Here is a 17,292-nt window from a genome sequence, read left to right as displayed (position 1 = left end):
ATTAATCCTCCCAGATCGCTGTTTCCAATTGATCGACAAATTTGCGGAGCTTCCCGGCAATTTTCAGGTTAATAGCCCCGTTCTGATACATTTGCTGCACCGTATTCCGCTGTTCCTGAATCGCCTGCAGCTTCAGCTCTAGCTTCTGGTCATCGACAACGCCATCCTTAATCCAGCCGTCCCCTTCGATAAGGCGGGACTCCATCTGCGCATACTTGTCAATAACCTTCTGTGAAGCCAGACGGTTCTCTTCACTCATTCCGGCGCTGACGGCAGAGATGGCAGCCTGACACATTGAAATCTTGGCAACTCGGGCACTCTCGGCATTCTGTGCTGCCAGCCGCCCTTCATCCCCGTTCAGCCTGCCGGAGAACAACCCCGAGAACAGGCGCTGAATTTCAGTGAGCGAAAATTTGATCTGTGTGTCGAGCCGTTTGCACATCAATGCTTCCTTGTGATCCAGCAGTTCTTCCATCTTCGATGCTACGGGAGCCGCGACGAAGCCGTTCTCGAGCATCCGGCGCAGCTCCGTACGCTCAGCAGCAATAGCATTCCGCTTCGCCTGGACCCCCAACTGCCGGAAGTGTTCCGCTTCCGGATCATCACCCATTTTCGGAGCGCACAGCTTGTCAATTTTGTCTGTGAATTCCAGCAATACCGGCTGATTTCCGGGCAGCGGATTCTCCGAGACCAAGCTTCGCAGCATGCTCATTCCGGCGTCAATCACTACCGATCTTGCCGACAGCTCCGAATTGACCTTAACACTCTCCACCACAACCGTGTCTTCCTCTTCCGCAAGGAGCGGCAAAAATATGCTTGCAATCAACAGTGACACTAGAATGACACCTGCCGCAAGAGCGATAATCAAGTCCCGCTGCGGGAAAGGTGAACCATCACCCAGAACCAGCGGAATCGAGAAGGCACCTGCCAGTGTAACCGCGCCCCGCACACCCGAAATCGATGTAATGAGCAGAGACTTCAGCGGCGATCGCGGTGTTTTCAGCCTCCGGCTCTCAAACAAAGAGTATGCATACACCCACAGAAACCGCAGCACAATCAGCAGCGCTGTGATCGCCAGCACATAACCGGCCACCATAAAGTTGTTCAAGGAACTGTCGTTGTAAATCACTTGAACGACGTCCGGTACCGATACCCCCAGCATCAAGAAGACCAGACCATTCAGAACCAGCAGCAGCACCGACCATGTGCTTGCGGAGACAAGCTGGAGCTTGTATTGCGGCGATACAGCCCTGTCCTTCTCGATGGCATACATTACGCCCCCTGCCACTACAGCAAGGATGCCCGACACGCCAATCTCTTCACTGACCAGATAAATAATAAAGGGCGTAAGGATCTGCAGAAGCACATGAATGGTTACATCCTCCATACCGAACCGGCGGATAAACACACTGAGCCGGATCAGCACAAAGGACAGCAGCGCTCCCAGCAGCAATCCTCCAGCCGCGATACACACAAAGCTTATCGCCGCCTTGGGCAGCGAGAACATCCCGGTAACCGCTGCAGCAATGGCAAACTTGAAAGCGACCAGCCCCGATGCGTCATTCATCAGCGACTCTCCTTCAAGGATGCGGTGAATGCTCTTTGGCAGATGAACTTTCCCGGCCAGTGCGCTGACTGCAACCGCATCGGTAGGCGATAGGATGGCAGCCAGCGCAAAGGAAGCAGCCAGCGGTATGGACGGAATCATCCAGTGGATGGCATATCCGGCGACAAATACCGTTGCAAAGACCAGCCCGAGCGACAGCAGCAGGATAGGTGCCCTGAGATTCCACAGCTCGTCGCGCGGCGTCCGCCGCCCGTCATTGAACAGCAGCGGAGCAATAAACAGCACAAAAAACAGCTCCGGTTCAAAGGTCATATAGATTCCCGTCGGGAACGCGGCCGCAATAACACCCAGTCCAATCTGAATCAGGGGAATCGGCACAAATGGGATGAACCGGTTCACGATATTGGAGACCGCGATCAGTCCCAGCATTAACAACACAGCAAGAAATGTCTCCAAACCCCTCAACTCCCCTGATGTATAATCATGTGATCGGCTTTACAACTGTTAATGGATTAACCCACCTTTCCCCGGAGGACAGTTGTTTCCCTCTTCTTCATATTCAAAAATATCCTCAATGCTGAGCTTGAAGTATCTTGCCAACTTAAAAGCCAGAATGATCGACGGGTTGTATCTCCCATTCTCCAATGAGCAAATCGTCTGTCTCGACACCTCCAAGGCCTCCGCAAGCTCTTCCTGCTTAATACCCTGCTGCTTTCGGATTGCCTCAAGCTTGTTTTTCATCGCTGTTCCTCCAGATCATGTAAAGCTAGCTTTACATAGAACAATATCATTTTCACCGTTAAATGTAAAGCAGGCTTTACAAAAAACTGAAATTGTTCATCGTTTAGATGGTTGACAAAAATAAATATTTGTGTTATAATATAGTATTTTGGATTTGAAACCACTGCATAATTTATGTATGATATGCATTAGCCTGACGGCACATTCTTATCTATTGTAATGGAGGGATATTATGCATATCGCCAAAGGAATTGAAATGCTGGAGATTACCGTGCCGGTGATGGGCGGAACAGACACGTTCTGCCCTGCCTTGATCTGGGACGAAGCAGGAGCTGTACTAATCGATACCGGAGTACCGGGGGCTGCACAGAAGTTCAAGGAAGCGGCCGCCGAAGCTTCTGTACCTTGGGACCTTGTGCGGACCATCCTGATCACACACCAGGATATCGATCATATCGGCAGCCTCCAGGCTCTCCTGGAACAGAGCCAATCCAAGATCACCGTATTCGCACATGAAATCGAGCGGCCCTATATCGAAGGCGACAAGATGCTGCTGAAGCTTACTCCTGACGCAGTGGCTGCCGCCGAAGCCGCGCTTCCGCCGTCAGTACCGGAGGAGTGGAAGCGTGCTTTTCTCCATATACTGGCACATCCGCCCAAAGGAAGAGTAGATCAGACACTCACCGGAGGGGAGTATCTGCCCATCGGAGGCGGAATTACCATTATTCATACTCCGGGCCACAGCCCTGGCCATCTGAGCCTATATCATCACACCAGCCGTACGCTGATCGCAGCCGATGCACTGACCGTGCGCGGCGGCCAGCTCAGCGGTCCCGATGCGGCAGCTACACCCGACATGGCTACAGCTCTCCAGTCTCTGCACAAATTTGCTGAGTTTGAAATCGATCAGGTGATTTGCTATCACGGCGGCCTCTTCCGTGGTGATGTGAACCGGCGGATTGCCGAACTGGCCCAGGGAGACCATTAATCCCGTACCACGGGAGGGATGCCCCGGTAAACATAACAAGCAGGAGCGGGACCGTGTACACCGGTCTGACTCCTGCTTGTTATTTTAACAACGATCCAGCTCCAGCCTTGCGGCCCTTCACTTAGGACTCCGAAACTACCGTAAACCGCTCACCGATATGCTGCGGCTGTTCGAGCTCATCTACAATGGCAATAGCATAATCCGCATAGCTGACATAGCTTTCGCCCTTGGAATTGGAGAGCAGATGATCCTTGCCTTTCTCATAGGCACCTGTTCTGGCCCCTACGGCAAAGTTCGCAGACGGACTGACAAAGGTCCACTTCAAGTCCTTAGTGCCTTTGAGAATCTCCAGATTCTTGCCCTGGTTCAAGGCCGTTGGCTTCACAAAATCAGGGAATCCCGGGGTATCCACCACTCTCACGGTTTTAGCTTCATCCACATACAGGCTTCCCGCTCCGCCTACGACAATCAGGCGTGTATCCGGCGCAGCCTTCAGCGCTTCAATCAGTACATTTCCGGCATCCACATGCAGATGCTCTTCCCCAAACGGAGCGCCAAAGGCATTAACCACAGCATCAAAACCCTTCAAATCCACTCCTGTCAAAGCAAAAACATCTTTCTCCACGACTGCGGCCTTGCTGCCCGCTACTTTGGAGGCATCCCGGACGAATGCCGTAACTTCATGCCCCCTGTCCAGCGCTTCCTTGGTGATTTCGCTTCCTGCCTTACCGCTTGCTCCAATAACTGCAATTTTCATGATAAGTACCTCCTAAGTATAGTAGTGCATCAGGCCAACTGCAGGATATCCTGAACAATCTCCCGGTCCACATCCAGATCAAACTTGCGGCCCCAAAAGCATTCTGTTCCCTTTTGCCGGATTCGTTCGTAATCCTCAGCCCGGAGTGTTCTCGGGAATTCCGGTCCGGTGTCCCAATCGGTATAGCGTTTGATTTCATTAACAACCCTATGCTTAAAGCTGCTGTTCAAGATAATCGAATGAAAAAAGATTTCGTCTCCGCAAAAGGAGTTTTTAAACAAGCGGACGTAACCGGGATTACTGCGGATATACTCCAAAATGTACTCCATGCACTCTCCGGTAACCGACATCCAGTTTGAACCCTTATACAGGGCATCCGGCAGATTCTTCAAGCTGCGCTTCAGCACCGGCACTGACATCACCAGGTTGATGTAGCGGTTGCGGATCTCCGAGACGGTTTTGGCCCGTGAGACGAGGAATCTCGGATAATACACAGACACTCTGTACATACACCCCCACATTTCCGCATCATTCGGCAGTTGTAGATGTTTGACGAACTCTTTACCCTGATTTTCCTTGAAAAAGTCAACGATCGTCCGGTTCGGAACCAGCGGCAGATCCTGCCCGCTTATAATATGAATATAATCGAAGTGCCCCTGCTCATGGATCAGCTCAAAAGATTTGAGGATGCACTCAATCTGACCATAGTGGCCCCACTGCACATCCACAGGCTGTTTCACAAAATGAATGTCTTCCCGGTGGATAATCTGCGCCTCAATCCCGCTTTTCCGGTCCACATGGAGAAAGAATTCCACATGTTCATCCGTTAATGATTCCAGCAGCAGGTTGATCTGCTCCGGGTTCTTATGACAAAGGACAACATATGCCATTTTGAAATGATTCAAAACATTCATCCTTTCGCTCATTTATTTCCACATATTATAGGGGAATGAGCGGAGATGAACAAGTTTTGGTTTCTTTACGGCTTCACCAGCAGCTTAATGCCTATGTTCCAAGGATCAGTAACCGTTACTATGCCGCCTGTTGTATCCACTCTGTATCCAGCGGAACGCACCCGTTCGGCCACGGCATCACGTTCCTGAACACTTGGCATTAGCAGGGTAAAATAGTCAATGCCCGCCGCATCGGCCGGTGCTGCCGGAGCACCTTGTCCTGCCCAAACGTTCAGTCCCATGTGATGGTGGTATCCGCCGGCCGAGATGAACATCGCCGCATCACCGTACGCAGCCGTCTGCTCGAAGCCCAGCGTATCGACGTAGAATCTCTTGGCTTCTCCAAGATCGCCCACATGAAAATGAACGTGCCCGATTACAGTACCCGCAGGCAGCCCGGCCCATGCCAGACCTTCTGAAGCGGCCAGCAGACCATCCACATCCACCGGATCTGTTGTCATCACAACGTTCCCGTTCGCCTCATACTTCCAGGTATCCCGCGGCCGGTCGCGATAGATCTCAATTCCGTTATTATCCGGGTCCTGAATATACAATGCTTCACTGACGAGATGATCGCCCTGGCCAACATGAATTCCCGAATCAATCAGATTGCGCAGCACCAGTCCAAGGCTCGGACGGTCCGGTACAAGAATGGCGAAGTGATACAGCCCTGCGGCAGAATTGCGCCGGAGCACCCGTGCATTCTCAATCTCCCGCAGCACCAGGAGTACATGCTGGCCGTCCGCCGTCATTTCTACTTCACGCCCAGTCTGGCGGAGCACCTTCAGTCCAACTACATTCTGATAAAAATCAAGCGAACGCTCCAAATGGCTTACCCGAATCTGCACAAGTCCAATTTCCAAAGTTTGCGGCAATGTTGCTGCTGTTGTCATATAAACCCCTCCTGGATTTAACTAAGATATCCAATTCCCGCGATTGCGGTTAGTCTTAACAAGTTCCAATATTACCATTCACGGCTGTAACAGTTCCAGTTACATATTAACTAACTTTAGTTTAGTAGCATTCTATAAGTTTGTCAATTACTTTCTCACAAAAAAAGAAAAAGCCGACCCCATCGCGGTCAGGCTTGATCAGAATTGAACGGGATACCATCCCAGCTAGCTACAGCTTGTATTCATGCGTCCTTGCCCCGGTACTCTGCTGTTCTAAGCTCCCGAATATACGGCTCCAAATGAGGCATTTGCGAATCTATGGCCTGCTGCACTGCCCGCTCGATATCATAAGGAACTCTTACGAACTGCAGATTCAGCGGTGCCTGATCACGGCTGCCGTAATCCCCCTCCAGAACGGTATACGAGGCCTGTGTGATATCCAGCGGATTGCCGACACTTCCTGTATTGAATAACGTCTTTCCTTCCGGATGCTGAAGATATGCCCCGTGGATGTCCCCGTATCCGGCCACATCCGCCGGCCGCTGTTCGCCGCACAGCTCTGAAGGTTCAAATAGCGATAAGCGCTGTGCCAGATCATCCCAGGGCTGGATACGCTCATTTACGCTCCGCGGTGAAGCATGGAACAGGCGGATGTATTTTCCGCTCATCCAGAACTCGATGGAGAATGGCAGCTTGCTCAAATACGCTATTCGCCCGGGTCCGAGGAGGGCCTGGTGCCATTGTATCGCCTCAAACTCACTTTCATATGCGATGTATTCATCCCAATTGCCCCTGACCACTTTCTCACAATGCTGCCGAATCAGGTCAACCGCCAGATCCGAATTGGGTCCCTTGCCTACAAGGTCCCCTAGACAGAAGATCCTGCTAATCTTGCGCCGCTGAATATCCGCCAATACGGCCTCCAGAGCTGTTACATTGCCATGAATATCAGAAATAATGGCTATTTTCTCCACGTATGTACCTCCGTTGCTGTACTGTATAAACTCAACTTGTGATTTTTCCATTTTGGGACTTGGTTATGACTCCCTTTTATTTTCCCCATTGTATTCTATAAGCCAGCAGTCCTTATATTCCCCTTCATGCCATTCATGCTCCGGAAGCAGCTTTTTGCGCACAAACCCGTTTTTCTCATACACACGCAGCGCCCGGTGGTTCCAGCTTTGCGGGTCCATGACAATTTTATCCGCCCGCTTGATTTCCAGCAGGAAGATAACCGTCTCTCGCACCAGCTGCGAGCCAATGCCCTTATTCCAGAGCCTTGATTCGCCGATAAACTGGTCCATTCCGTAAATTACACCTGCAAAATCCGTATAGCCATACTCTGCCCGCTCATCGTCATCAATGGGATAGAACTGAACGTAGCCCACTTCCTCCGACCCGTAACAGACAATAGCGCGGATCATCCCCTCCGGGGTGTCTTCGAAAAAACGCTCCTGCACCATTGCCGGATCATGCGGACGGTCGCGGCCTTCATAATACTCCAGGACAACCGGATCCGACAGCCACTTCACCAGCAGCAACGCATCCTCTGGTTCCAGATTTCTAACACTGAGGTCTTTCTTATGATAAAGGATCATTGCCGGAACACTCCTTGTAGGCGTCAGCTTGCAGTCTATTCAGGTATAAGTTGTAATTCTCATCATCAAAACAAACAAAAATAATCTCTTCCAAACCCGTGTGTTGCTGAAGAAATCCGGCAACAGCCTGGAGAGCGATATCCGCAGCCTGTTCTTTGGGAAAACGATATATCCCCGTACTAATATTCGGAAAAGCAATGCTTCTGCCCTGCAGTTTATGCGCCAACTCCATGGTATTCAGGTAGCAGCTCCCCAGCAGTTGACGTTCATTTTGCTCACCCTTATTCCACACTGGCCCTACGGTATGAATCACATATCGGGCTGGAAGTCTCCCGGCTGTTGTATAGACTGCTTCACCTACCGCACAACCGCCTTGCTTATTCCTGATTTCCATACATTCAGCAAGAATATCCTGACCTCCGGCTCTATGAATAGCTCCATCCACTCCGCCGCCGCCCAGAAGACTGGTATTCGCCGCATTCACAATAATGTCAGCCTGGCACTTCGTAATATCTCCCTTAATAACTTCCAGCCGCGTGTCTCCGATCCGGAACGTCTTCATGATGCATCTCTCCTGTAGACAAAATATATCGCTCCCGCGTTACATCCGCTTATCAATAATATGCTTGTTCTCCCTGATCTCTTTGCGCAGCAGCCGGATTTCGTCAATCAATATATCCAGTTTGTCTGAAGTCCGGGATCCGTCCACAGCCTTTCTGATTACGATCAAAAGTACCACCAGACCCATGAACCATAAACCGAGTGCAAAAATCAACATCAATCCTCTCCCTTCGGCGAATGCATGGTGTTAGTCTACTTCACTTGGAATATTGTGTAAAGCAATAGACAGCCTTAGCCAGCTTGCCGTACATGTTCTCCATACAAAAAAGGGACCCCGCCAACGTCCGGCAGGGCCAAGGTCTATTTATAAGGGGGTCATGGGATTACTATAAGCCCTGAAGCTTAAAAGCGTATGAAGATCAAATAAAGGTTTGCTGAAATTGTCCAATCCGGTGCTATGCACAATAAAAAGATCCCGCCGAGGCACAGCAGGATCTAAGCAAAAATCTATCCACTGGGGGGTGGAGAACTCAACTATACTCCCCGAACCTTAAAATTACATAAATTCCCGGTAAATGTTTTCTTAAATTTCATTTACCCATTCGTGTTAAATTTAGCAGCCTGATACACTTATGGCCCGCTCCCACCCGAAGCGGCTATCCAGCCAAGTCTGTTCTTTTTCACATATACAAACGGCAAATCTGCCTTAGGCACAACATATAAATCTCCATAGCGCGGATCGTTTTTGATTCGGCCTTCAGATACTTCTCCAGTAAAAGCAAGTACCGGATGCTTGAGGAGCAGGCTTTTTCTGACAGCAAGCTCCGGGCTTAAGGAAGGGAAGAACGCCACATAGAATATCAATATTCCTGCAGGGATAAAGAGATATCGGACTCTACTCTTGCGCATAATGGAGCACCTCCTGTGCTTGTGATCAGGTTGATTTTACCATTAAGGCTCCAGGCACGCACGTCTAAGCACAAAATAAGGTATCCCGCAGTCATCAATATGATGATGGGGATACCCTTCCAGGGACACGAAACCCACTACACTTCAAGACACCGGAATCTGATTCACGATCTGATCCAGTGTAACCCCCTGCAGCACATTTTCCATCGCCTGCTGAGCGAGAGAAAAGACAGGGATTATGACTCCGGCAATATTTTGGCCAACCGGGCAGCTGGGATTCGGATGCTCGTGAACAGAGAACAACGAATCCGCCTCTACCGCATTCACAGCTCTATAAATTTGCAGCAATGTTATTTCGGCGGGGCTTCGCGTAAGCTTCGCTCCCGCTACTCCGGGACGGACCTCAACCAGACCCGCCTTATGCAGCATGCCTGTAATCCGCCGGATCACCACCGGGTTGGTGTTGACACTGACTGCGATCCATTCCGAGGTGCTTTTGCCTTCCTTGTTGCTGTCGATCAGCGTCAAAATATGAATAGCCACCGCAAACCGGGTGCTGATGTTCATGGAAATCTCTCCTTAGTGCGTTACCCCATAGATGCAACTATAATAGTTACATTCTATCCGGTTGTCAATACCTGCAGGAGCTCAGCAACCTCAACAGGGTACTTCTTGGTCAGCCTTGATTTGCCCAGGTTGCTCTTCACTATCTTCATCAGCCGGGCATCTCTGCTCTCCGCATATTTACGCAGCATTGCAAATCCGGGCTCCGGCAGCCTGGCGGCAAATACACTCAGACTATATTCCAGACCCTTGGACAACACGCGAAAATGTTCCGGGTCGGCGGACCTTGAAGCGTCTCTGCCGATTCCCTCCATAATCCCGTCTGCCACCTCCAGACAATACAGAGCATTGAGCTCAGGCTTCAGCAGCGGCGGATGTGCCAGTGCTGCAACAAAAGCACGCTGCTCAAGCAGCGTAGACTCCGCACGCCATCCTTCTAGCAACTGCTTAAGCAGCACAAAATCATACTCGCCAATGGATTGCAGCCCCATTGCCGCGGCCTCACGAATTCTCCATCTGGCGTCATTCATGGCCGCTCGCAGGAATCCTTCCGCCTGGCTCCGCCGTCCGGTACCCCCATAGGCATAATGGGCTCCGCAGGCCCAGACTGCACAGAACACCAAAAATTCCTGTGGATCACCTGCAGCAGCTTCAGACTCAGGGATCTGCGCCCAGGCAGTGATTAGCTCCCAGGCATCCTCCGTCACATCAGGATTGGCAAAAAGGCTGGCAAAGCTGCCCGCCAGAGCGAGGTTGGCCCTCGGTCCGGGCAGCCCGCTCTTCTGAAGCATATCATTGGTGAGCACCGGCCATAGATCACGGTTGTTCATCTGCTGCTGAAGTGTTGCTGGTAGGTTTGGACTTTCTTTCATCTCATTGCCCCGTTTCCCTGCGCTTCTACTGTCTGCAAATGATTCCCTGCACATCATAGGGGTAATCCATTTGTCTCTTGACATCAAGCATGGCAGCTTCTCCCGCCAGAAGCGACATCATATATAGTCCCAGATCAATGGAGGCAGAGACTCCGCCTCCTGTAATGACCTTGCCGTCCTGTACAATCCGCGTCTTCACTGTCTGTTCGCAATACGGGTCCAGCAGTTCGTAAGCGGAAGGATGAGTCGTTGCCCAGCGGTCCTGCAAAAATCCGGCCGCACCCAGCAGCAATGAACCTGTGCACACGGACACCTTATAGGGGACCTCTTCGGCTCCCCGAAGCCAGGAGATGAAGGGTTCATCATCCCGCAGCTTTCTCGTCCCCATTCCGCCCGGTACAAATACCAGGTCATATTGCCCCAGATCCGGCTGAACCTTGCCGATCTTAACAACCAGTCCCTGCTCATCCTCCACCTGTCCGGTGAAACCGCAGATGTCCATCTCCAGCCCTTGGCCTGCTTCATAGGCCCCCAAACGGCGAATCACATCATAAAAGCCGGCAAAATCCAGAAAAGTGATACCGTCAAAAAGTACAAAAGCTATACGCATCTTATCCTTCTCCTCCCGGCAATTTCACATATTACTCGCTGTCGTAAGCCTGCAAAGCCACCGGTAAGGCTTGAATAACCCCGTTACCAGCAGCCGGTAAGCCCAGCAGAACTGCGCTGATAACCTCTTCTCTCGTGGCTCCAAGCGCCTTGGCATGCTTCACATGAAAAGGCAGACCGCTTTCAAGACGCATCGCCGCCAACACTGAAATATAGGCAATTTCTTCTGTCTTCGGATCCAGATGGCTTGCTGCATCCAATTTCTGAACCGTCTCCATCCAGGCTTGCTGCTGCTGCGGAGCTTCCTTCATAAAAGTGGCAAAGGCATTGCTTACTTGCGGTGTATTGTCCATTTAATAGCCTCCGTTTCGTATAATGAGTCTTTCAGGCACTTGTCAGGATAATCGGCTTACCCTTGGTGACTACGATCGTATGCTCATACTGGGCTACCCGGCTACTGTCCTTCACACTCAGTGTCCATCCATCAGACTGCTGCTCTACGAAATCCGTTCCTGTTGAGAGAAAAGGCTCAACCGTGATGACCTGCCCTTCTTGCAGCACAGTGGTTACACGCGGATTATAGAACGGAAGGATCTCAAAAGGCTTCTCATGCAGCGATCTGCCTATGCCGTGGCTGCAGAGATTCCGCACCACTTTATAGCCGCGTTTGCGGGCTTCCTGCTCCATCACGCGGCCGATCTCGTTAACTTTCATCCCGGCTCTCAGGTGATTGATAACACTCATCATGGTCTCTTCGGTGCTGCGGCATAGATGGACAATTTTTTCGTTGAACGGCGGCAATTGAAAAGAAACCCCAGCGTCCCCGTAATACCCGTTAAGCTCGGCGGAAACATCAATGTTAATCAGATCGCCCGCTTCAATAACCCTGGAGCCCGGAATTCCGTGAGCTACCTCTTCATTGATACTAATGCAGGTGCTTCCTGGAAAATTATAGGTAACCTTAGGAGCAGACTTCGCACCGAACCGCTCCAGAATCGCCGCTCCCACTCCGTCCAGCTCAGCGGTTGTCATACCTGGAACTACACTTTTTCTCATTTCCGCTATAGTGTAACCTACTACTTGGCCTGCTGCCTTAAGTCCTTGCAAATCCTGTGCTGTATCACTAGTCATCTGCCCACATTCCTCTCGGTTCAAATCACTTCACTGGCAAATCTGAATTTGTTCTTATACTAATTCCTGTACGGAGTGATCGGAGTTCAGGGTAAATCCTGTCACCGGAAACAGATCACTCTGCAATATCGTTACCGGCCTATTGACAGCAACCGAAGCCTCAGCAGCTTCAGAGCCGGTGTCAATGGCGGAGCTCCCTTTGGCATAAACAAGCTTTCTTAGCTTATCGGCGTTTTTGACGGAAACAGAATATCCTTTGCCACTGTTCTCCTCCGAAACCAGCAGTCCAAGGTTCCCGCTGTCCTCTCCGAGATTCAGAATATAATTCTCTGTATAGCCGTCCCCGTAGGTCAGCTTCATTCTGAACTCGACACCATAATCCAGCTCGCCGCTTATCCGTTTGCTGCCATTCATCGCGTCTGCCATCAGCTTGATAAATGCTGGATCAGTAAAGGTCTTGCTCTCGAAGGGTCCATCCTCCGCTTTGCCGTCCTGAGACTGAAAGTCGAGGGTAATCTCTGAAATCCATCTCGCATTGATGAAACCGAAAGCATTCTGGCAGCCGCTCAGCAGAACAGCCAGCAGAACCGGCACCATCAGCAGCAGCCTTTTCATGGGTTCCACCTCCAAATTCTTATGTATTCTCCAATTATATCAGTCTTGTGAACCAAATAACATTCTGTCACTTTTGCAAAAAAAAGAACCTGCAATGCCTGCAGATCCTTCTCATTTAGTTTCTGGTTGATAAGCAGTGCTACTCCCGTCCAGAAAAACCTCAATTATCATTTTATATCTGTTTCATCAACCAATTCTGTTTGCCTATCATTTTCATAAGCTCAAGCTGCTGCTCCCCCCACAGCATATCCTCTTCCTCATCCTTAACATAATCCTTAAATAGATCATAGGAAATTGGATCGCCAATCATGGTTTCAAGGATCTCGCCAACTTGGCCTAAGCCGCTTTTTGAAAGCTCCACATCATATGTAAGCCATTCTTCGATATCTTCGTATACCGGAACTTCATTCACTACACCGTTCTTGACGATGCCGCCAAGATCAATAATACGGTCAATGAATTTCTCGACAAACTGCATCTCCTCCTCTGCGTGTTCTGCATATTTCTCCCCAAGTTTTGAAAAACCCTGGCTGGCAAAAATTCTGGACTCTATTCTGTGTCCGACAGACTGCTGCGAAAGCAAGGTTACTAACATCTGGAATAACTCGATAGTTTTTTCATTTTTAGCCATAATGAATTTCTCCTCATATACTATTTTTTATTAAACTAAATTTTTTGTAATTATATTTTGCACAATCATTTATATATCTAACTTACTCCTTAAGTTAATCACTGTCAAGAGTGAATTAGCTTCAATTTCCTATGAGCATCCAGCCGTTCGTAAAGTATATGACACCGTAGTTGAGACCTGAAAAAATTGTATTTTCTATATGTAAAACTTGTCCTTTTGATGCATCTAAACAAAAGGCCGATCCGTTATATCTTAACGGATCGGCCTCACGGAATGGCAGACAAATATGTATGGAATGCAGGCTGCCTATTACATTTAGCTAATGGCTCCTACTGCTCTCAGCCAGGCATCGGTAATGAGAGCATGTCCAGCCGGTGAAGGATGAACCCCATCCGGTGCCCAGAACGCAGATTCCGCCTTCACAGATGCCGCAGCAAACAGTCCATCGAGCGGTACCAGCACAGCACCATACTCACGGGCCAGCTCACGCACCACATGGATTTTCGGGTCCAGATCCTGGCGCCAGCCTTTGCGGTCCTCAGGAACCGGCAGCACAAAAGGCTCAACCAGAACCAGCTTGGCGCTTGTTGCTGCCAGGGTGCGTTCGATCAGATCGCGATAGGAAGCTTCGAACTGTACAGCCGTAGTTTCCTCACCGGAATCATACCGGCGCCAGGTGTCGTTGATGCCGATATAGATCGAAACCACAGTCGGTTTCAGCTCCAGGCAATCCTTGTCCCAGCGCTTCTGCAGATCAGCAATACGGTTGCCGCTGATTCCGCGGTTGAAGAAAGCCAGTTTCTTTTCGGGATATAGCAACCCAAGCCGTGCCGCTATCATCAGTGCATAGCCGACACCCAGCGAGGACGGGTCTTCATAGTTTCGGCCCCAATCGGTAATACTGTCGCCCTGGAACAAAATGATATCGTTTTCTTGAAATTCCATACTGAAAAGCCTCCTATAAAACAACAGTTATAGTATAAACAAATCTATTATAGCAAATAGATTTCGGGTGAGCACCTAATGAACAGATTTAATAATTTCGGTGGTGAATTTGTTCACGTTCAGTTCAGCGGCAAGCAAGGCCTCATGAAGCTCCTGCCCGAGCCCCTCCCTTTCTCTTCTGAAATATAGAGCCCTCACGAAATTTTTGCTGTTGACCCGGTTGATGTACTGGCTGCGGCTACTGGGCTGGCTGCCGGAGGTCACAAGACTGGTGATCCATTCAGCGATACGTTCCCGCACAAGCAGATTGCCGCGGATCATCGTGTCCACAATCGTAGCCATCCGTTCATCCTCTTCGTCTCTGAAGATGTATACTCCGTTGTGGAGCATACCCCGAACCGCTTCCAGAATCTCTAGCTGAACCAGTTCATCGCTTTCCGGGCATTGAACCAGCTCATCAATAGCATCAGCCCCATGGGCTGCCGAGTGAGCCCAGCCGCCTTCTTCAACATAGCCGCGCAGGTCCTTCTCTTCAGTGTAATAACGAAGAAGCGCTGCCTTCAGCTTCAGAAAACCGGCAGCATCCAGAAAAGGCCGTTCTCTGTGCCGCTGGATAATAAGTCCAATAACAAGTACAGTAAAGGTTCTGGTAAACACTGTATTATCCCCTTGCCCGCCTATGTTATGGAACAGATGCTGCTCATCCAGCAGGACTTCCAGAATACCGCACAGCTCATCAGAAGAGAACAACCGCTGCTCAAGAATCCATTCATAGAATGTCGGATAGATCAGCTCGTCCCGCAGTTCCGGCTGAGGATCTCCGATATACTCCAGCATCAGGGAGATGAAACGCTGATGCTCTTCGCCTTCACGGAGCCTGTAGTGCTCTGTTTCTATTCTTTGCAAATCGGTCATTAACTGAATTCTGACACTATTCATGGTTCCACTCCCTCATTGATTTACTATGTAAATTAACACAATTCCTTGACCCTTTCCAGATCAAAAAACCTCCAAGCCTATCCGATCCTTACAGCATAAGGATCGGATAATTGCTTGAAGGTCCTCTAGGGCTTTTTATAGAAACAGTATAGACAATAATTAGTACGCCAGGCTGAACAGGCCTTTGATGTGGGACAAATAACGGATATTGCTGGCTTCCTTCATAAGGGTGGCAGGCAATCCTTTGAGTGGAGTATTGCTGGCACCGATAATCGCCACTCCGTCTTTGCGTCCCAGGCTGGCAAGCGTACCGGAGTTGATCGGGCTGAAGGCTTCAGATGCAGAGTTATTCAGGTAAGCATACAGATTGTAACCGATCAACTCACCCATCTGCCACGCAATTTGTGCGGTTGGCGGATATGGACGTCCATCTGCTGCGAAGACAACGGCGCTGTCACCTGCCACAAAAACATCCGGGTGCGAGGTAGACTGCAGGAAATCATTGACTGTGGCACGGCCGCGGTTCACTTCAAGACCGGATTCACCGACAAGAGGGTTGCCCTGCACGCCACCGGTCCACACGAAGGTATTTGCCACAATCTGCTGGCCATCCTTCAGATCGATCACATTGCTGGCCACATTGGTTACAGGAAGACCAGTCAGGAAAGTTACCCCACGGGTAGTCAGGCTGGTTACCGCACGTTCAATCAAGTGATCCGGCAGCACTGGAAGGATTTTTGGCCCAGCTTCTACCAGCATCAGCTTGATATCTTGAGCATTCACACCATACCGTTTGGTCAGCTTCGGCAGCACATCAGCAATCTCGCCTACCAGTTCCACACCGGTTAGTCCGCCGCCGCCAATCAGAATGGCTGCATCGGCAGGATTGTGCGTCTTGGAGTATTCACGGATGCGTTCTTCAATATGGGCATGGATTTTTTTCGCGTCAGCAGCGGATTTCAGCACCATGCTATACTCTTCCAGCCCCGGTATGCCGAAATATGCAGTAGTGCTGCCAAGCGCAACCACAAGGGCATCATACGTAAGCGCCGTCCCATCAGACAGCTGCACCTGCTTGTTGTCAACAGAGAATGACTTCACCTTGGCAATTTTCAGATCAATGTCTTTTCCGGCAAAAAGCTTGGTAAGAGGCATAGTTACAGCTTGTTCCGAGGCACTCCCTGCGGCCAGACGATGAAGCTCGGTAATAATCTGATGCGTCGGATACTGATTGACGACTGTGATTTTAGCTTCAGCCTTACTCATATATTTACGCACGTTAATAGCACTCAGAAGACCGCCATAGCCTGCTCCGAGAATCACGATATGTTTTGACATGGTAATGTTCCTCCGTCCTTATTTTTGTGGATTACGTTCGCCGCTGACCTGCAGGTATGCATTCATGAAACGGAGCATTTTTTGCACCTGGGGGTCCTTAATCATTCGCATCATGCCGAACAGGCTGATCGTTTCACTGCTCTCGTTGGCACGATCCTTGGCTTCGATCACTGTAGCCGCCATCGTTTTAACGGAATCTACTACAGGCTCGGCAAGCTCTTTGATAGCACCCACTGTATCACTTTTCAGCACTTCATCCGATGCAACAGCCTGCACAAAATCAAGTGATTTGGTTAATGCACCAACCAGCTGTGTAATCTGGGGAAGCTGCTCCACCAGTGTTGTTAGGGACTCCTGCACCTCAGGCTTCAAGAGCTGATCCAGGAGATCTTCTTTGGTAAAAGCTTTGGTTTGCGTAATGGTTTCTGACATAATGAGCGCTCCTTTACAATAGCTTTATTTCATATAGAAGATGGACTAGCAGATAAACGAAATAATTAATCTCTAAATCAATGTGATTATTATAACATTCTCTATGTAATAAATGTCACAATCTTTTTGCCTCTATACCCTTATTTTGTGATTAAAATCACTTCTTTTCTTCGGATTTCGATATATCCCTCATTTTTGTAAAAAAATTTAGTGCAGCGTTACATTTAGTCATTGACGAAGGTAAAATGC

At 49.8% G+C, this 17,292-nt stretch carries 22 protein-coding genes; 1 reads left to right on the top strand and 21 read right to left on the bottom strand.

Translation table 11 applies throughout. The features are described 5' to 3' along the window. Nucleotide 1: 1 nt before the first annotated feature. Both ACTJKB_RS26750 and ACTJKB_RS26745 read right to left on the bottom strand, forming a co-directional pair. Complete coding sequence (locus ACTJKB_RS26750; RefSeq protein WP_440837374.1) at nucleotides 2-2,023, bottom strand: Na+/H+ antiporter; 2,022 nt, start codon at nucleotides 2,021-2,023, stop codon at nucleotides 2-4. A gap of 48 nt (nucleotides 2,024-2,071) precedes the next feature. Then, nucleotides 2,072-2,308: a helix-turn-helix transcriptional regulator gene (locus ACTJKB_RS26745; protein ID WP_440837373.1), complete on the bottom strand. Its 237-nt coding sequence runs from the start codon at nucleotides 2,306-2,308 to the stop codon at nucleotides 2,072-2,074. Nucleotides 2,309-2,540: 232 nt separating this feature from the next. Between ACTJKB_RS26745 and ACTJKB_RS26740 the strand changes: the two genes are divergently transcribed. Continuing rightward, the gene (locus tag ACTJKB_RS26740; protein ID WP_440837372.1) at nucleotides 2,541-3,296 is read left to right on the top strand and encodes an MBL fold metallo-hydrolase; all 756 of its coding nucleotides are present in this window, start codon (nucleotides 2,541-2,543) and stop codon (nucleotides 3,294-3,296) included. 121 nt (nucleotides 3,297-3,417) lie between these two features. Here the strand turns inward: ACTJKB_RS26740 and ACTJKB_RS26735 are convergent, their stop codons facing one another. The 19 genes from ACTJKB_RS26735 to ACTJKB_RS26645 all read right to left on the bottom strand — a co-directional run bounded on the left by ACTJKB_RS26735 (nucleotide 3,418) and on the right by ACTJKB_RS26645 (nucleotide 17,043). Next, on the bottom strand, nucleotides 3,418-4,053 hold the full coding sequence (locus tag ACTJKB_RS26735) for an NAD(P)-dependent oxidoreductase (RefSeq protein ID WP_440837371.1): 636 nt from the start codon (nucleotides 4,051-4,053) through the stop codon (nucleotides 3,418-3,420). 29 nt (nucleotides 4,054-4,082) lie between these two features. Beyond that, nucleotides 4,083-4,958: a beta-1,6-N-acetylglucosaminyltransferase gene (locus ACTJKB_RS26730; RefSeq protein WP_440837370.1), complete on the bottom strand. Its 876-nt coding sequence runs from the start codon at nucleotides 4,956-4,958 to the stop codon at nucleotides 4,083-4,085. Between the two features lie 74 nt (nucleotides 4,959-5,032). Continuing rightward, nucleotides 5,033-5,899 carry a VOC family protein gene (locus tag ACTJKB_RS26725; RefSeq protein WP_440837369.1) on the bottom strand — a complete coding sequence of 289 codons (867 nt, stop codon included), beginning with the start codon at nucleotides 5,897-5,899 and terminating at the stop codon, nucleotides 5,033-5,035. 242 nt (nucleotides 5,900-6,141) lie between these two features. Continuing rightward, entirely contained in the window at nucleotides 6,142-6,873 is a 732-nt protein-coding gene (locus ACTJKB_RS26720; protein ID WP_440837410.1) for a metallophosphoesterase family protein, read from the bottom strand. Nucleotides 6,874-6,936: 63 nt separating this feature from the next. Next, complete coding sequence (locus tag ACTJKB_RS26715) at nucleotides 6,937-7,497, bottom strand: GNAT family N-acetyltransferase (RefSeq protein ID WP_440837368.1); 561 nt, start codon at nucleotides 7,495-7,497, stop codon at nucleotides 6,937-6,939. Further along, nucleotides 7,481-8,059: an O-acetyl-ADP-ribose deacetylase gene (locus ACTJKB_RS26710; protein WP_440837367.1), complete on the bottom strand. Its 579-nt coding sequence runs from the start codon at nucleotides 8,057-8,059 to the stop codon at nucleotides 7,481-7,483. Before ACTJKB_RS26710 ends, ACTJKB_RS26715 begins: the two co-directional genes overlap by 17 nt. Nucleotides 8,060-8,098: 39 nt before the next feature. Beyond that, nucleotides 8,099-8,275 (bottom strand): hypothetical protein, encoded by a 177-nt coding sequence (locus ACTJKB_RS26705; RefSeq protein ID WP_167374707.1) that lies wholly within the window; start codon nucleotides 8,273-8,275, stop codon nucleotides 8,099-8,101. Nucleotides 8,276-8,688: 413 nt separating this feature from the next. Next, nucleotides 8,689-8,967, bottom strand: coding sequence for a hypothetical protein (locus tag ACTJKB_RS26700; protein WP_440837366.1), 279 nt, complete (start codon nucleotides 8,965-8,967; stop codon nucleotides 8,689-8,691). A 144-nt stretch (nucleotides 8,968-9,111) separates the two neighbouring features. Then, nucleotides 9,112-9,534 (bottom strand): Rrf2 family transcriptional regulator, encoded by a 423-nt coding sequence (locus ACTJKB_RS26695; RefSeq protein WP_440837365.1) that lies wholly within the window; start codon nucleotides 9,532-9,534, stop codon nucleotides 9,112-9,114. A gap of 53 nt (nucleotides 9,535-9,587) precedes the next feature. After that, nucleotides 9,588-10,403 (bottom strand): hypothetical protein, encoded by an 816-nt coding sequence (locus tag ACTJKB_RS26690; RefSeq protein WP_440837364.1) that lies wholly within the window; start codon nucleotides 10,401-10,403, stop codon nucleotides 9,588-9,590. A gap of 25 nt (nucleotides 10,404-10,428) precedes the next feature. After that, nucleotides 10,429-11,013 (bottom strand): DJ-1/PfpI family protein, encoded by a 585-nt coding sequence (locus tag ACTJKB_RS26685; RefSeq protein ID WP_440837363.1) that lies wholly within the window; start codon nucleotides 11,011-11,013, stop codon nucleotides 10,429-10,431. A 31-nt stretch (nucleotides 11,014-11,044) separates the two neighbouring features. After that, on the bottom strand, nucleotides 11,045-11,365 hold the full coding sequence (locus ACTJKB_RS26680) for a carboxymuconolactone decarboxylase family protein (protein WP_074088498.1): 321 nt from the start codon (nucleotides 11,363-11,365) through the stop codon (nucleotides 11,045-11,047). A gap of 31 nt (nucleotides 11,366-11,396) precedes the next feature. Further along, nucleotides 11,397-12,143, bottom strand: a complete 747-nt coding sequence (map, locus tag ACTJKB_RS26675; RefSeq protein ID WP_440837362.1) for a type I methionyl aminopeptidase — start codon at nucleotides 12,141-12,143, stop codon at nucleotides 11,397-11,399. Between the two features lie 54 nt (nucleotides 12,144-12,197). Then, nucleotides 12,198-12,758, bottom strand: a complete 561-nt coding sequence (locus ACTJKB_RS26670) for a hypothetical protein (protein ID WP_440837361.1) — start codon at nucleotides 12,756-12,758, stop codon at nucleotides 12,198-12,200. Between the two features lie 172 nt (nucleotides 12,759-12,930). Next, on the bottom strand, nucleotides 12,931-13,389 hold the full coding sequence (locus ACTJKB_RS26665) for a ferritin-like domain-containing protein (RefSeq protein ID WP_440837360.1): 459 nt from the start codon (nucleotides 13,387-13,389) through the stop codon (nucleotides 12,931-12,933). A 315-nt stretch (nucleotides 13,390-13,704) separates the two neighbouring features. Beyond that, on the bottom strand, nucleotides 13,705-14,334 hold the full coding sequence (locus ACTJKB_RS26660; RefSeq protein WP_440837359.1) for an SGNH/GDSL hydrolase family protein: 630 nt from the start codon (nucleotides 14,332-14,334) through the stop codon (nucleotides 13,705-13,707). Nucleotides 14,335-14,409: 75 nt separating this feature from the next. Continuing rightward, a complete protein-coding gene (locus ACTJKB_RS26655) occupies nucleotides 14,410-15,273 on the bottom strand; it encodes a DUF2785 domain-containing protein (protein WP_440837358.1) in 864 nt (287 codons plus the stop codon). Nucleotides 15,274-15,432: 159 nt separating this feature from the next. After that, nucleotides 15,433-16,611, bottom strand: coding sequence for an NAD(P)/FAD-dependent oxidoreductase (locus ACTJKB_RS26650; protein ID WP_440837357.1), 1,179 nt, complete (start codon nucleotides 16,609-16,611; stop codon nucleotides 15,433-15,435). An 18-nt stretch (nucleotides 16,612-16,629) separates the two neighbouring features. Further along, on the bottom strand, nucleotides 16,630-17,043 hold the full coding sequence (locus tag ACTJKB_RS26645; protein WP_074108218.1) for a DUF1641 domain-containing protein: 414 nt from the start codon (nucleotides 17,041-17,043) through the stop codon (nucleotides 16,630-16,632). Between the last annotated feature and the right edge of the window lie 249 nt (nucleotides 17,044-17,292).

This window comes from Paenibacillus sp. 22594, from assembly GCF_052044425.1.
GTDB lineage: Bacteria > Bacillota > Bacilli > Paenibacillales > Paenibacillaceae > Paenibacillus_AQ.
The sequence above is the reverse complement of the archived record's forward strand: the minus strand, read 5'-3'. Positions and strand labels throughout refer to the sequence as shown.